Source organism: Sphingobium sp. GW821-FHT02B05 (assembly GCF_059421905.1).
In genome coordinates, this window is sequence record NZ_JBWKVW010000001.1 from 1814361 (window position 1) to 1826713 (window position 12353).

At 64.1% G+C, this 12353-nt stretch carries 11 protein-coding genes; 3 read left to right on the forward strand and 8 right to left on the reverse strand.

All coding sequences use genetic code 11. The annotated features are described in order from the left end of the window. Positions 1 to 226: 226 nt before the first annotated feature. Positions 227 to 1822: an isocitrate lyase gene (locus tag AC07UX_RS09065; RefSeq protein ID WP_495191567.1), complete on the reverse strand. Its 1596-nt coding sequence runs from the start codon at positions 1820 to 1822 to the stop codon at positions 227 to 229. 141 nt (positions 1823 to 1963) lie between these two features. Between AC07UX_RS09065 and AC07UX_RS09070 the strand changes: the two genes are divergently transcribed. Further along, positions 1964 to 3361 carry a helix-turn-helix domain-containing protein gene (locus AC07UX_RS09070; protein WP_495191568.1) on the forward strand — a complete coding sequence of 466 codons (1398 nt, stop codon included), beginning with the start codon at positions 1964 to 1966 and terminating at the stop codon, positions 3359 to 3361. 33 nt (positions 3362 to 3394) lie between these two features. Then, positions 3395 to 4420 carry a glycosyltransferase gene (locus AC07UX_RS09075; RefSeq protein WP_495191569.1) on the forward strand — a complete coding sequence of 342 codons (1026 nt, stop codon included), beginning with the start codon at positions 3395 to 3397 and terminating at the stop codon, positions 4418 to 4420. A gap of 3 nt (positions 4421 to 4423) precedes the next feature. Here AC07UX_RS09075 and AC07UX_RS09080 read toward each other — a convergent pair whose 3' ends face one another. The 7 genes from AC07UX_RS09080 to AC07UX_RS09110 form a co-directional block, all read right to left on the reverse strand. Then, on the reverse strand, positions 4424 to 4618 hold the full coding sequence (locus tag AC07UX_RS09080) for a hypothetical protein (protein WP_495191570.1): 195 nt from the start codon (positions 4616 to 4618) through the stop codon (positions 4424 to 4426). Between the two features lie 31 nt (positions 4619 to 4649). Beyond that, a complete protein-coding gene (locus tag AC07UX_RS09085; protein ID WP_495191571.1) occupies positions 4650 to 5588 on the reverse strand; it encodes a right-handed parallel beta-helix repeat-containing protein in 939 nt (312 codons plus the stop codon). Between the two features lie 95 nt (positions 5589 to 5683). Beyond that, entirely contained in the window at positions 5684 to 6118 is a 435-nt protein-coding gene (locus AC07UX_RS09090) for a DUF488 domain-containing protein (RefSeq protein WP_495191572.1), read from the reverse strand. Positions 6119 to 6175: 57 nt separating this feature from the next. Next, positions 6176 to 8776 carry a methionine synthase gene (metH, locus tag AC07UX_RS09095; protein ID WP_495191573.1) on the reverse strand — a complete coding sequence of 867 codons (2601 nt, stop codon included), beginning with the start codon at positions 8774 to 8776 and terminating at the stop codon, positions 6176 to 6178. Between the two features lie 84 nt (positions 8777 to 8860). After that, complete coding sequence (locus AC07UX_RS09100; RefSeq protein ID WP_495191574.1) at positions 8861 to 9907, reverse strand: homocysteine S-methyltransferase family protein; 1047 nt, start codon at positions 9905 to 9907, stop codon at positions 8861 to 8863. Between the two features lie 94 nt (positions 9908 to 10001). Further along, entirely contained in the window at positions 10002 to 10922 is a 921-nt protein-coding gene (metF, locus tag AC07UX_RS09105; RefSeq protein ID WP_495191575.1) for a methylenetetrahydrofolate reductase, read from the reverse strand. Beyond that, positions 10919 to 11890, reverse strand: coding sequence for an ArsR/SmtB family transcription factor (locus AC07UX_RS09110; protein ID WP_495191576.1), 972 nt, complete (start codon positions 11888 to 11890; stop codon positions 10919 to 10921). Before AC07UX_RS09110 ends, metF begins: the two co-directional genes overlap by 4 nt. A 229-nt stretch (positions 11891 to 12119) precedes the next feature. On the opposite strand from AC07UX_RS09110, the gene AC07UX_RS09115 reads away from it, so the two are divergent. Next, positions 12120 to 12335, forward strand: coding sequence for a circumsporozoite protein (locus AC07UX_RS09115; protein ID WP_495191577.1), 216 nt, complete (start codon positions 12120 to 12122; stop codon positions 12333 to 12335). Positions 12336 to 12353: the final 18 nt, after the last annotated feature.

A 12353-nucleotide genomic window follows, 5' to 3' on the forward strand; every position in this document is an offset into this window, starting at 1 on the left:
AAACCCGAAATCCCCGCGCCTTGGCTCTACGTTCGGCGGAAAGCCGGAACTTGGATATACCGTTCCCCGGCGCAGGCCGGGGTCCAGTCCAACGGTGCCAACCGGACCCCGGCCTGCGCCGGGGAACAGCCTCGATCTTCAAGCCGCAAAAGGGTCTCCCCGCAGCCTTTAGGCTGCAACCTGGTTCACCGCGGCCTTCAGGCCGCAAACTGGTTCCCCGCAGCCTTTAGGCTGCAAACTGGTTCATCGTGTTGTGCGCGCCGCCGGCCTTCAGCGCGGCTTCCCCAGCGAAATAATCCTTGTGATCGTCGCCAATGTCGCTGCCCGACATATTCTGATGCTTCACGCAGGCGATGCCCTGACGGATTTCCTTGCGCTGGACGCCCTCGACATAGCCCAGCATGCCCGCCTCGCCGAAATAATCCTTGGCCAGGTTATCGGTGCTGAGCGCCGCCGTGTGGTAGGTGGGCAGGGTGATGAGGTGATGGAAGATACCGGCCCGCGCCGCCGCATCCTTCTGGAAGGTGCGGATCTTCTCATCGGCTTCCTGGCCCAGGTCGGTCGCGTCATAATCGGCGCTCATCAGCTTCGCCCGGTCATAGGCGCCGACATCCTTGCCGGCCTCGACCCATGCGTCATAGACCTGCTGGCGGAAGTTCAGCGTCCAGTTGAAGCTGGGCGAATTATTATAGACCAGCTTGGCGTTGGGGATGACGTCGCGGATGCGGTCGACCATCGACGCGATCTGCTCGATATGCGGCTTTTCCGTCTCGATCCACAGCAGGTCCGCGCCATTCTGGAGTGAGGTGATGCAGTCGAGGACGCAGCGATCCGCCCCGGTGCCTTCGCGGAACTGGAACAGGTTGCTGGGCAGGCGCTTGGGGCGCAACAGCTTGCCGTCGCGGTTCAGGATGACATCGCCATTCCTCGCCGTGGCCGGGTCGATCTCTTCGCAATCGAGGAAGCTGTTATACTGGTCACCGATATCGCCGGGTTCCTTGCTGACCGCGATCTGCTTGGTCAGCCCCGCGCCCAGCGAGTCCGTCCGGGTGACGATGACGCCATCGTCGACGCCCAGTTCCAGGAAGGCGTAGCGGCAGGCGCGGACCTTCGCCAGGAAGTCCTCATGCGGCACCGTGACCTTGCCGTCCTGATGCCCGCACTGCTTTTCGTCGCTGACCTGATTTTCGATCTGGAGCGCGCAGGCGCCCGCCTCGATCATCTTCTTGGCGAGCAGATAGGTGGCCTCCGCATTGCCGAAGCCCGCGTCGATGTCTGCAATGATGGGAACGACATGGGTTTCATAATTGTCGATCGCATGGGTCAGGCGCTGTGCCTCGACCGCATTGCCTGTCTCGCGCGCCTTGTCCAGATCGCGGAACATCATCCCCAGTTCGCGGGCGTCGGCCTGCTTGAGGAAGGTGTAGAGTTCTTCGATCAGCGCGGCGACGCTGGTCTTTTCGTGCATCGATTGGTCGGGCAGCGGGCCGAAATCGCTGCGCAGCGCTGCGACCATCCAGCCGGACAGGTACAGATATTTTTGGCGGGTCGTACCAAAATGCTTCTTGATCGCGATCAGCTTCTGCTGGCCGATGAAGCCGTGCCAGCAGCCAAGCGACTGGGTGTAGTTGGCCGGGTCCAGATCATAGGCGGCCATGTCGCGGCGCATGATGCCGGCGGTATATTTGGCGATGTCCAGCCCGGTGTTGAAGCGGTTCTGGAGCTTCATTCGGGCGACGGATTCGGCATTGATCCCGTCCCAGGTGCCGGGGTGGCGGCCGATGAGGCCCTGCGCCTTTGCGATATTGTCCTGATAGGTCATGGCCGTTTTCCTTGCGTCCGGTGATCTGTTGCTCCCGACCTAATCGCCCCTGCTGCGGTGCGGCAGTCCCGCTGAAGTTCAGTTGTCGATCTTTACAAAAATCTGCTGTAAAGTTGTAAAGCCTGCACAGGAGTCGCGGATATGGCCAAGGATCGCCCGGTTTACATGGGGCCGCGACTGCGGCGGCTGCGGCGAGAACTCGGCCTGACGCAGGCGGACATGGCCGCCGATCTCGACATATCCGCCTCCTACGTGGCCTTGCTGGAACGCAACCAGCGGCCGCTGACCGCCGACATGCTGTTGCGCCTCGCCCGGACCTACAAACTTGATATGGCGGAGGTGGCCGGGGACGGCGGCGCGGAGCAGTCGGCGCGGTTGCAGGCGGTGCTGAAGGACCCGATGTTCGCCGACATAGACCTGCCCACGCTCGCCACCGGCGACGTCGCGGTCAATTATCCCGGCATTACCGAAGCGCTGCTGCGCCTTTATACCAGCTATCGCGAGGAGCATCTGGCGCTGGCGGATCGCGGCGCGGGGGTCGAACCTGTCGAAGATATGGCTGATCCCGTCGCCGAATCGCGCCGCTTCCTCGCCGCCCGGCGCAACAGCTTCCCGCTGCTGGACGATGCGGCGGAAAGGCTGGCGGCGCAAGCGGAGGCCGAAGGCGGCCTCATCGCCTGGCTCAAGGCGAAGCATAATCTGCGCGTCCGCCGCCTGCCTTCGGACGTGATGGCCGGATCGATGCGCCGCCTCGACCGGCATCGCGACGCGGTGCTGCTGGACGATGCGCTGGATGGCGCCAGTTCGCAATTCCAGCTGGCGCTCCAGATCGCCTATCTGGACCTGCGCAAAAATTTCGACTCGATCCTGAAAGACGGTCACTTCTCCCATGAAAGCGGCCGCCGCCTCGCCCGCCGCGCACTCGCCAGCTATGCCGCCGCCGCAATCCTGATGCCCTATACCGCCTTTGCCAAGGCCGTCGAAGCGCGCCGCTATGATGTGGAGGCACTGGCCCGCCAGTTCGGGACGAGTTTCGAACAGACCGCCCATCGCCTGACCACCCTGCAAAAGCCGGGGCAGGAGCGCGTCCCCTTCTTCTTCCTGCGGGTCGATCCGGCCGGCAATGTCAGCAAGCGGCTCGACGGCGCGGGCTTCCCCTTTGCGCGGCATGGCGGCTCCTGCCCGCTCTGGTCGGTGCATCGCGTGTTCGAAACCCCGCGCGAAGTGGTAACGCAATGGCTGGAGCTGCCCGACGGCCAGCGCTTCTTCTCGATCGCGCGCACGGTGACGGCGGGCGGCGGCAGCTGGGGCGCGCCGAAGGTGGAGCGCGCCATCGCACTGTGCTGCGCGGCGGAACATGCACATCGGCTGATCTATACGCAGGATGCGCCCGCGCCCGCCCCGACCCCGATCGGCGTCACCTGTCGCCTGTGCCACCGCGCCCAGTGCATGGCCCGATCCGCCCCGCCGATCGGCCGCGACATGCTGCCCGACGATTATCGCCGCACCCGCGCGCCCTTCGGCTTTGCCGATGGTTAACGGCTTTTTAGGCCGGCCAGGCGAAACAGGGGCATGACCGCCAATCGCCCCCGCATCGCCGCGACGCTCATCATGCGTAACGAGGCGCGCTGCATCGCCCGCTGTCTCGCCAGCGTGCGACCCTATGTCGATGCCATGATCGTGCTGGACACCGGATCGACCGACGACAGCGTCGCGATCGCGCAGGGCTGCGGCGCGCAGGTCCATCATCTCGACTGGCCAGGCGATTTTTCGGCCGCGCGCAATCATGTGCTGGCGCTGTCCGACGCCGACTGGAACCTGGTGATCGACGCCGACGAATGGATCGCGAAGGGGGGCGAGGGTTTGCGTGACTGGTGCGAGGGACCGCCACGGCTGGGCGCTCTCTGCATCCGCAGCAGCTTCGACCTGCCGCAGCAGGCTGGCACCGCCCTGCCCTCCACCCGCAGCTGGATCGCCCGGCTATTGCCTCGCGGCGTCCGCTATGCCGGGCGCATCCACGAACAGCCCGTGTCCAGCCTGCCGGTCGAGCGCATCGCCCTCATCCTCGACCATGACGGCTATGAGGACGCGCAGGCGGCGGGCAAGCGGGATCGCAATACGCCGCTGCTGCTGGCAGAATTGCAGGTCGATCCCGAAAATCCCTACCTCCTCTACCAATTGGGCAAGGAGGCGGAGACGGCGCAAGACTACGCCTGCGCAGCGGACTGGTATGAACAGGCCAGCGCCCGCACCCCCGATAGCGCGCCATGGACCCACGGCCTGATGATCCGCCGGCTCCATTGCCTCGGCCAGTCGGGCGAATCGGAGGAAGGCATCGCCATCGCCGGGCAGCAGATGCCCCATTGGCCGGAGTCGCCCGATTTCTTCTTCGTCCTGGGCAACCTCGCCATGGACCGGGCGCTGGCCGAGCCGGCTCATGCGCTCACCGACTGGTTGCCGCTTGCCGCCACGGCCTGGGAACGCTGCCTGGAGATTGGCGAGCGCCCCGATCTGGACGGGTCCGTCGAAGGACGCGGCAGCCATCTGGCCCAGCATAATCTGGACGTCATCCGCCAGCAGCTCGCGCTGCTGGGCTGACGATCAGCTTTCGATCAGGTCCAGATAGGCGACCACATCATTGTCGGTCGCCAGGAACAGCCCGTCCTGCACTTCGGCCGGCTGCTGTTCGGCGACACGCAGGGCCTGGCTCAACGGCCCATACATGATCGTCATGGCCGCCCCATCATCGCCCAGATGATAGAGGCGGACGGTCGCGCTGTCATAGGTGGTTCGCATGACGCCATCCTATCACGCCAACGCGGCCAAGTCAGCGCCGGTCCTTGACCTTCATGCTGGGCGCCAGTTGGTTCGTGCCGATCCGCACCGCATCGTCGGTGAAATTGGCGACGAAGGTGGAGCCGCGCTCCAGCCCCGGCACGAAGCCCGCCTTGTTCCCCTCGATCACCAGGCCCGCGCTCGAATGTTCGCGGCCTTCCGGAGCCACGGTGATGAAGGCTGACCAGTTATCCTTGTCCTTGCCCTGCACCATTTCATTACCGGTGATGGTACCGGTCGCGCCATTGGACAGGTCGATCATATAATTGGTCAGATGCCCGCCGCTATCGTCGAAGCTGTTGCCGCTTATCGTGACGCGGGCGGTGCGGGTTTTCAGATAATGACCGCCATCGCCCTGATCGAACCGGCTGTTGGTGACGGACAGGCTGGCGAGCCGACCGATATAGATGCCATGCGCGCAGTCGAGGTCGCGGTCGCACCGGCCGAGCTTGCGGAAGGTCGATTTGTCGATCTCCACCTGCCCGCCATCATAGTCGCCGGTAAGGATACCCTCCTCGCTGTTGCGGAACAGGCTGTTGCGGACGGTCAGGTTGCCGCTTTCCAGGCGAATGCCCGCGCCATTGCCGTCGGGCACGCGCATATTCTGGAAGATGATGCCGTCCACATGGCTGGCCTGGCCGCGCAGCACCAGCGCGCCCTTCCCTTCGCACACGGCCCCGTCGAAGATCGCGGTGCCGGGCGTCGCCGCGCGGATGGTGACGTCGCCCCCTTGCTGCACGCCGCATTGGCGGTAGGTGCCGGGCGCCACGACCACCGTGCCGCGCCGGTCGCCGATCGCGGCCAGCGCGTCGCCGATCGTGGCAAAGCCCTGCCCCGTCTCTGCGACGGTGAAGGGAGCGGCATTGCCCTGCGCCAGCGCGGCCGAAGCGATCGCGGCGGAGACGAGGAGCGTGGTGGAGACTATGCGCATGTGCGCGTGCATAAACGCCGCCGACGGCAGCACCAAGGCGCGAAGACCCGCAATCTGCCGCTGCCCCGCTATGGGACAGGGTGACGGCCATGTCTTTACGCCGGGAACAGGTCGATCCGCACCGCATCCGGCAGCACCGCGTCGATCAGCAGCGAGCGGTGGCAGCCCGACGGATCACGTTCGAAACAGAGCAGGGCCGTGGGGCGCTCCGCCGCCATATCCTTCAACTGCTCGGCTTGCACGATCGCTTCGGGCAGGTCGAGCTGGCGCGCATAGATTTCCGCCAGCCGTGCATGCTGCCCCTTGCGCGCAGCCTCGCGCCCCTCGGCCGGCGTGCCCAGCGCCTTCAGGCCGACATAGTCGATCCCCGCCTCGCGCAGGCCGGCGGCCAGGATGTTCTTCGAGAAACCGGGGCGGCGCGACAGCGGCACCGCGCGGACATCGGCGAGCAACCGGACGCCGGCGGCTTGCAGCGCCGCGATCAGGTCCGGCTGCGTCGTGCCTTCATAGCCGATGGTGAAGATCTTCATGGGCGGGAGATAGGAAGGGAGATGGCGTGTTTCATCCCTTCGCCGGGGAGCAAGTCCTTAGTCCAGATTCGGGCGCAAATAGCGTTCCGCCGTTTCCAGGTCGATACCGCGCCGCTGCGCATAATCTTCCAGCTGGTCGCGGCCGACCCGCGCCACGCCGAAATATTCCGCCTGCGCATGGCCGAAGTAAAAGCCGCTGACCGCCGCCGTCGGCAACATCGCAAAGCTTTCCGTCAACGTCGCGCCGGTCGCATGATGCGCGTCCAGCATCTCGAACAGGATCGGTTTCAGGCTATGTTCCGGGCAGGCGGGATAGCCGGGCGCCGGGCGGATTCCGCGATATTGTTCCTTGATGAGCGCTTCGTTGGTCAGCTGCTCGCCCTCGGCATAGCCCCACAATGCCGTGCGGACATAATGGTGCAGCCGCTCGGCAAAGGCTTCGGCCAGACGGTCGGCCAGCGCCTTCAGAAGGATGTCCGAATAGTCATCGATCGCATTCTTGAACCGCGCCAGATGCGGTTCGATGCCATGGATCGACACGGCGAACCCGCCCATCCAGTCGCCATCATGGCTGATGAAGTCGGCGAGGCACATGTTCGCCCGCCCTTCCCGCTTCTGTATCTGCTGGCGCAGCATCGGCAGGGTGTAATGTTTCTCATCCTCGACATGGACGATGATGTCGTCGCCCTTGCGACGGCACGGCCACAGGCCCGCCACGCCGCGCGCGGTCAGCCATTTGTCGTTGACGATCTTGTCCAGCATCTTCTGCGCGTCGGCAAACAGGCTGGTCGCGCTTTCGCCCACCACCGGATCGGTCAAAATCGCGGGATAATTGCCCGCCAGTTCCCAGGCGCGGAAGAAGGGCGTCCAGTCGATATACTGGACCAGATCCTTCAGGTCCCAGTCGGGGAATTTATGCACGCCGGGCAGGCGCGGGCGTGGCGCCTTCAGGCTCTCGTCGATCTCGAAGCCGTTGTCGCGCGCGTCCGCGATGCTGATCAGCGCGCTCTGCCCCTTGTTGGCGCGGGCGACGCGGACATGCTCATAATCGTCCTTGGTCTTCTGGACGAAATCATTCTTCTGCGTTTCGGACACCAGGGCCGTGGCCACGCCCACGGCGCGGCTGGCGTCCAGCACATGGACGACCGGCCCGGTAAAGGCCGGGTCGATGCGCAGCGCGGTATGCACGCGCGACGTCGTCGCCCCGCCGATCAGCAGCGGCATGGTCATGTTCGCCCGCTGCATTTCCGCCGCCACCGTCACCATCTCGTCCAGCGAGGGAGTGATGAGGCCCGAAAGCCCGATCATGTCGGCGTCATTCTCGTTCGCGGCCTTGATGATGTCCTGCCACGGCACCATCACGCCCATGTCGATCACGTCGAAGCCGTTGCATTGCAGGACGACGCCGACGATATTCTTGCCGATATCATGCACGTCGCCCTTGACGGTCGCCATGATGATCTTGCCCTTGCCCTTGGCGCCCGGCTCCTTTGCCGCTTCGATGAAGGGCAGCAGATGGGCGACCGCCTTCTTCATGACGCGGGCGGATTTCACGACTTGCGGCAGGAACATCTTGCCCGCGCCGAACAGGTCGCCGACGACGTTCATCCCGTCCATCAGCGGGCCTTCGATCACATGGATCGGCTTGTCCGCGGCCAGGCGGCATTCCTCCGTATCCTCCACCACATACATGTCGATGCCCTTGACCAGCGCATGTTCCAGCCGCTTGGCAACCGGCCAGCCGCGCCATTCCTGCGCGGCCTTTTCGGACGCCGCATCCTTGCCCTTGAAGCTTTCGGCCAACGTCACCAGCCGGTCGCCCGCTTCGGGGTCCGTGTTCAGCAGCACATCCTCACACGCCTTGCGCAGCGCCGGGTCGATCGCGTCATAGACGTCGAGCTGCCCGGCATTGACGATCGCCATGTCCAGCCCCGCCGGAATGGCGTGATAGAGGAAGACCGAGTGCATCGCCCGGCGCACCGGCTCGTTGCCACGGAAGGAGAAGGAAAAGTTCGACAGGCCGCCCGAAATATGGACGTGCGGGCAGCGCTTCTTGATCTCGCGGCACGCCTCGATGAAGTCGACGCCGTAATTATTATGCTCCTCGATCCCGGTCGCCACCGCGAAGATATTGGGATCGAAGATAATGTCCTCGGGCGGAAAGCCGATCGTCATCAACAGCTTGTAGGCGCGCTCGCAAATCTCGACCTTGCGCTCCTTCGTGTCCGCCTGGCCCGTCTCGTCGAACGCCATGATGACGGCGGCGGCGCCATAGGCCATGCATTTGCGCGCATGGAACAGGAAGGCCTCCTCGCCCTCCTTCATGCTGATCGAATTGACGATCGGCTTGCCGCTGACGCATTTCAGCCCCGCCTCGATGACATCCCACTTCGACGAGTCGATCATGACCGGCACGCGGCTGATGTCCGGTTCCGACGTCATCAGCTTGAGGAAAGTCGTCATCGCCTCGACCGCGTCGAGCAGGCCCTCGTCCATATTTACGTCGACGATCTGCGCGCCATTCTCCACCTGCTCGCGCGCGATGTCGATGGCGGCGGCATAGTCGCCCGCCATGATCAGCTTCTTGAACTTGGCCGATCCGGTGACGTTGGTGCGCTCACCGATATTGACGAAAGTGGCGGTGGATTGGGTGGTCATTCTCTAGTTCCGTTCGCTTCGAGCCTGTCGAGAAGCGTTGCGCGCCCGGTTCTCGACAAGCTCGAACCGAACGGATGTGAATTTTTACGCCGCGATATGCATCGGTTCGAGGCCCGCGAGCCGCGTCACGACCGGCAGGGCCGGCACCACGCGCGGCTTGTGCCCGTCCAGCGCCTTTGCCACCGCGCCGATATGCGCCGGGGTCGTGCCGCAACAGCCGCCGACCATATTCACCAGCCCTTCGTCCACCCAGTCGCGGATCAGCTTCGCGGTGGTTTCGGGCAGTTCGTCATATTGGCCCAGTTCGTTGGGCAGGCCCGCATTGGGATAGGCCAGGATCAGCGTATCGGCATTTTTCGACAGTTCGGCCAGATACGGCCGCAGCAGATCCGCCCCGAAGGCGCAGTTCACGCCGATGGTCAGCGGCTTCAAATGGCGCAGAGAATACCAGAAGGCGTTGATCGTGTGGCCCGACAGGTTGCGGCCCGACATGTCCGTGATGGTGAAGCTGAGCATCAGCGGCACGGAGCGGCCCGCCGCTTCCTCCGCCTCGCGCGCGGCCATGCCCGCGGCCTTGGCATTGAGCGTATCGAAGCAGGTTTCGACCAGCAGGAAATCCACCCCACCGGCGATCAGCGCGTCGCACTGCTCGCGATAATCGGCCTTGAGCGTGTCGTAATCGACTTCACGAAAGGCGGGGTCGTTGACGTCTGGCGAAATGCTGAGCGTCTTGTTCGTCGGGCCGATCGAGCCGCACACGAAGCGCGGCTTGCCATCCTTCGCCGTCGCCTTTTCACACGCGCTGCGGGCCAGCTTTGCCGCCGCGATATTGATGTCCCACACCAGATGCTCGGCGCCATAATCGGCCATCGCGATCTTGGTGGAGCTGAACGTGTTCGTCTCGATCATGTCCGCGCCGGCTTCCAGATAGGCGCTATGGATGCCCTCCACGATGTCCGGGCGCGTGAGGCACAGAAGGTCGTTATTGCCTTTCTGGTCCTTCGCCAGGTCCAGGTCGCCGCGATAATCGGCTTCGGTCAGGCCGTGTTTCTGGATCGATGTGCCGTAACCGCCATCGAAGATCAGGATCTTGTCGGCGGCCAGTTGGCGCAATTGGTCTTCGGCGGTCATATGCTCCCTCTCCCCGTTCGGTTCGAGCTTGTCGAGAACCCTCGCGCAACCGGTTCTCGCCAAGCGCGAACCGAACGGAGGGGGTTGATGTGTATCAGGCGTCCACTGCCACCTTGGCCCGAAGGCCGAGCAGATGGCAGATCGCAAAGCTGAGTTCCGCCCGATTGAGCGTGTAGAAATGGAAATCGCGCACGCCGCCTTCATACAATTTGCGGCACAGTTCGGCGGCGATCGTCGCCGACACCAGCTGGCGCGATGCGGGATGTTCGTCCAGCCCTTCGAACAGGCGCGCCATCCACGGCGGCACGTCGGTATTGCACATGGCGGCCATGCGCTGTGTCGCGGCGAAATTGCTGACCGGCATGATGCCCGGTACGATGTCCGCCGTGATCCCCGCCGCGCCGACCTTGTCCATGAAGCGGAAATAGGCGTCGGGCGAGAAGAAGAATTGCGTGATCGCACGGGTCGCCCCGGCGTCCAGCTTGCGCTTCAGATTATCGAGGTCGCTTTGCGCGCTCGCGGCGTCGGGATGCACTTCGGGATAGGCCGACACGCTGATCTCGAACGGATGGCGCTTCATCAGCCCTTCGACCAGATCGGCCGCGCCGGCATAGCCTTGCGGGTGCGGCTCGAACCGGCCGCCCACTTCCGGCGGATCGCCGCGCAACGCGACGATATGGCGCACGCCCGCATCCCAATAGGCGTCGGCAATCTCGCCAATCTCATCCCTGCTGGCCGCCACGCAGGTCAGGTGCGCGGCGGCGGACAGAGACGTTTCCTTCGCGATGCGGGCAACCGTATTATGGGTACGCTCGCGCGTGGAGCCGCCCGCCCCATAGGTGACGGACACGAATTTGGGCGCCAGGGGGGCCAAGGTCTCGATCGCCGACCACAGCTGCGCTTCCATCTTCTCCGTCTTGGGCGGAAAAAATTCGAAGCTGACGCGGGCGTCGCCGGCCAGATCCGCGTAAAGCGGCCCAATAGCCTCATTGTGCATGGGATCGTTAAGGGTCATGCGGAAATCCGTCCTTCGATGGGCAGGACATCGACGCTCTGGCGCCGCCCCAGCCACAATACTACCGTCAATTCCTGGCCGGGCAGCGTTTCCACCCGTTCCAGCGCCAGCCCCGCCTGCGCGAACCAGCCTTCGATCTGCTCGTCGGAAAAGCCCAGCCGCGCATGCTGGTCGCGCAGGCGCAATTCTTCGCGTTCATGCGCCGCGAAATCGGCGATCAGCACCCGGCCGTTCGTCGCCGCGACCCGCGCCGCCTGCGCGATCACCAGCTCGGGCGCCTGCGCATAATGCAGCACCTGATGCAGCACCACCGTATCGGCACTGCCCTGCTCCAGCGGCAGGTCCAGGAAATCGCCCAGCAACAGCGCATATTTGTCGCCGGCATCCTGCGGCAGCTTGGCCCGTGCCAGGCGCAGCATGTCCGGGCTGCGGTCCAGCGCGGTCACCTGATCCGCGCCGGCTCCGAACAGTTCGATCATCCGCCCGGTGCCGGTGCCGATGTCGAGCAGATGGCCGATCGGCTCGCGCCCCAGAAGCGCCACCATGGCCGCTTCCACATCGGCTTCGGCGACATGAAGGGAGCGTATCGCGTCCCATTCTTCTGCATGTTCGGCAAAATAGCATTCGGCCGCCCGCGCGCGGTCGGCGCGCACGGCGGCCAGTCGCGCCAGATCCGCCGCCTGCCACAACGCTTCGCTTTCGGACGGCTCCAGCCGGTCGAACAGGGTCAGGAAGGGCACGACCGACCGGTCCTTGCCCAGGCGCAGAAATACCCAATTGCCTTCCTTGCGCCGCTCCACCAGCCCCGCTTCGGCCAATATGCGGACATGGCGCGACACGCGCGGCTGGCTCTGCCCCACGACCTGCGCAATCTCCCCCACCGCCAGCTCCATCGCCCGCAACAGGTGGATGATGCGCAGCCGCGTCGGGTCGCCAAGTGCCCGGAATATATCAAGTGCCGCGTGCATGGACATTCCATATAAAGAAATCTTTATATACGTCAATGCCAGTGAATTTTCCGTGCATTTTTCATCCATAAAGCGATGAAATGGCGGGTATCCGACCTTTTGGCTCCATGAATGGGATTGCCTTGCCCGGTTCAAGGCAGTACGAATCGGCGTGCAGGCGCAATGGGGGGTGAGCTTTTCTCCGAGAGTGGTCTGCATTTTTATTTTTCTCAGAGAGGGGTTTAAACCCATGACCAAGTCGATTGCTCTTTCGCTCGTTCTCGCCGCTTCGCTCGGCCTGGCTGCTTGCTCGGGCGGTACCGAGAACGCTGCCAACAACGCCGCCAACTCGGCCGAAAACGCTTCGAACGCTGCCGACAACGCCATGAACGCTGCGCTGAACGCTGCCGACAACGCTGCGAACGCTGCGTCGAACGCGACCAACAACGCTGCGAACGCGATGTAATTCAGTCCCGTTCGGGTC

Coding starts and splice junctions, on each gene's coding strand:
- AC07UX_RS09065 (WP_495191567.1), bottom strand. CDS start 1,822: ATGACCTATCAGGACAATATCGCAAAGGCGCAGGGCCTCATCGGCCGC.
- AC07UX_RS09070 (WP_495191568.1), top strand. CDS start 1,964: ATGGCCAAGGATCGCCCGGTTTACATGGGGCCGCGACTGCGGCGGCTG.
- AC07UX_RS09075 (WP_495191569.1), top strand. CDS start 3,395: ATGACCGCCAATCGCCCCCGCATCGCCGCGACGCTCATCATGCGTAAC.
- AC07UX_RS09080 (WP_495191570.1), bottom strand. CDS start 4,618: ATGCGAACCACCTATGACAGCGCGACCGTCCGCCTCTATCATCTGGGC.
- AC07UX_RS09085 (WP_495191571.1), bottom strand. CDS start 5,588: ATGCGCATAGTCTCCACCACGCTCCTCGTCTCCGCCGCGATCGCTTCG.
- AC07UX_RS09090 (WP_495191572.1), bottom strand. CDS start 6,118: ATGAAGATCTTCACCATCGGCTATGAAGGCACGACGCAGCCGGACCTG.
- metH (WP_495191573.1), bottom strand. CDS start 8,776: ATGACCACCCAATCCACCGCCACTTTCGTCAATATCGGTGAGCGCACC.
- AC07UX_RS09100 (WP_495191574.1), bottom strand. CDS start 9,907: ATGACCGCCGAAGACCAATTGCGCCAACTGGCCGCCGACAAGATCCTG.
- metF (WP_495191575.1), bottom strand. CDS start 10,922: ATGACCCTTAACGATCCCATGCACAATGAGGCTATTGGGCCGCTTTAC.
- AC07UX_RS09110 (WP_495191576.1), bottom strand. CDS start 11,890: ATGCACGCGGCACTTGATATATTCCGGGCACTTGGCGACCCGACGCGG.
- AC07UX_RS09115 (WP_495191577.1), top strand. CDS start 12,120: ATGACCAAGTCGATTGCTCTTTCGCTCGTTCTCGCCGCTTCGCTCGGC.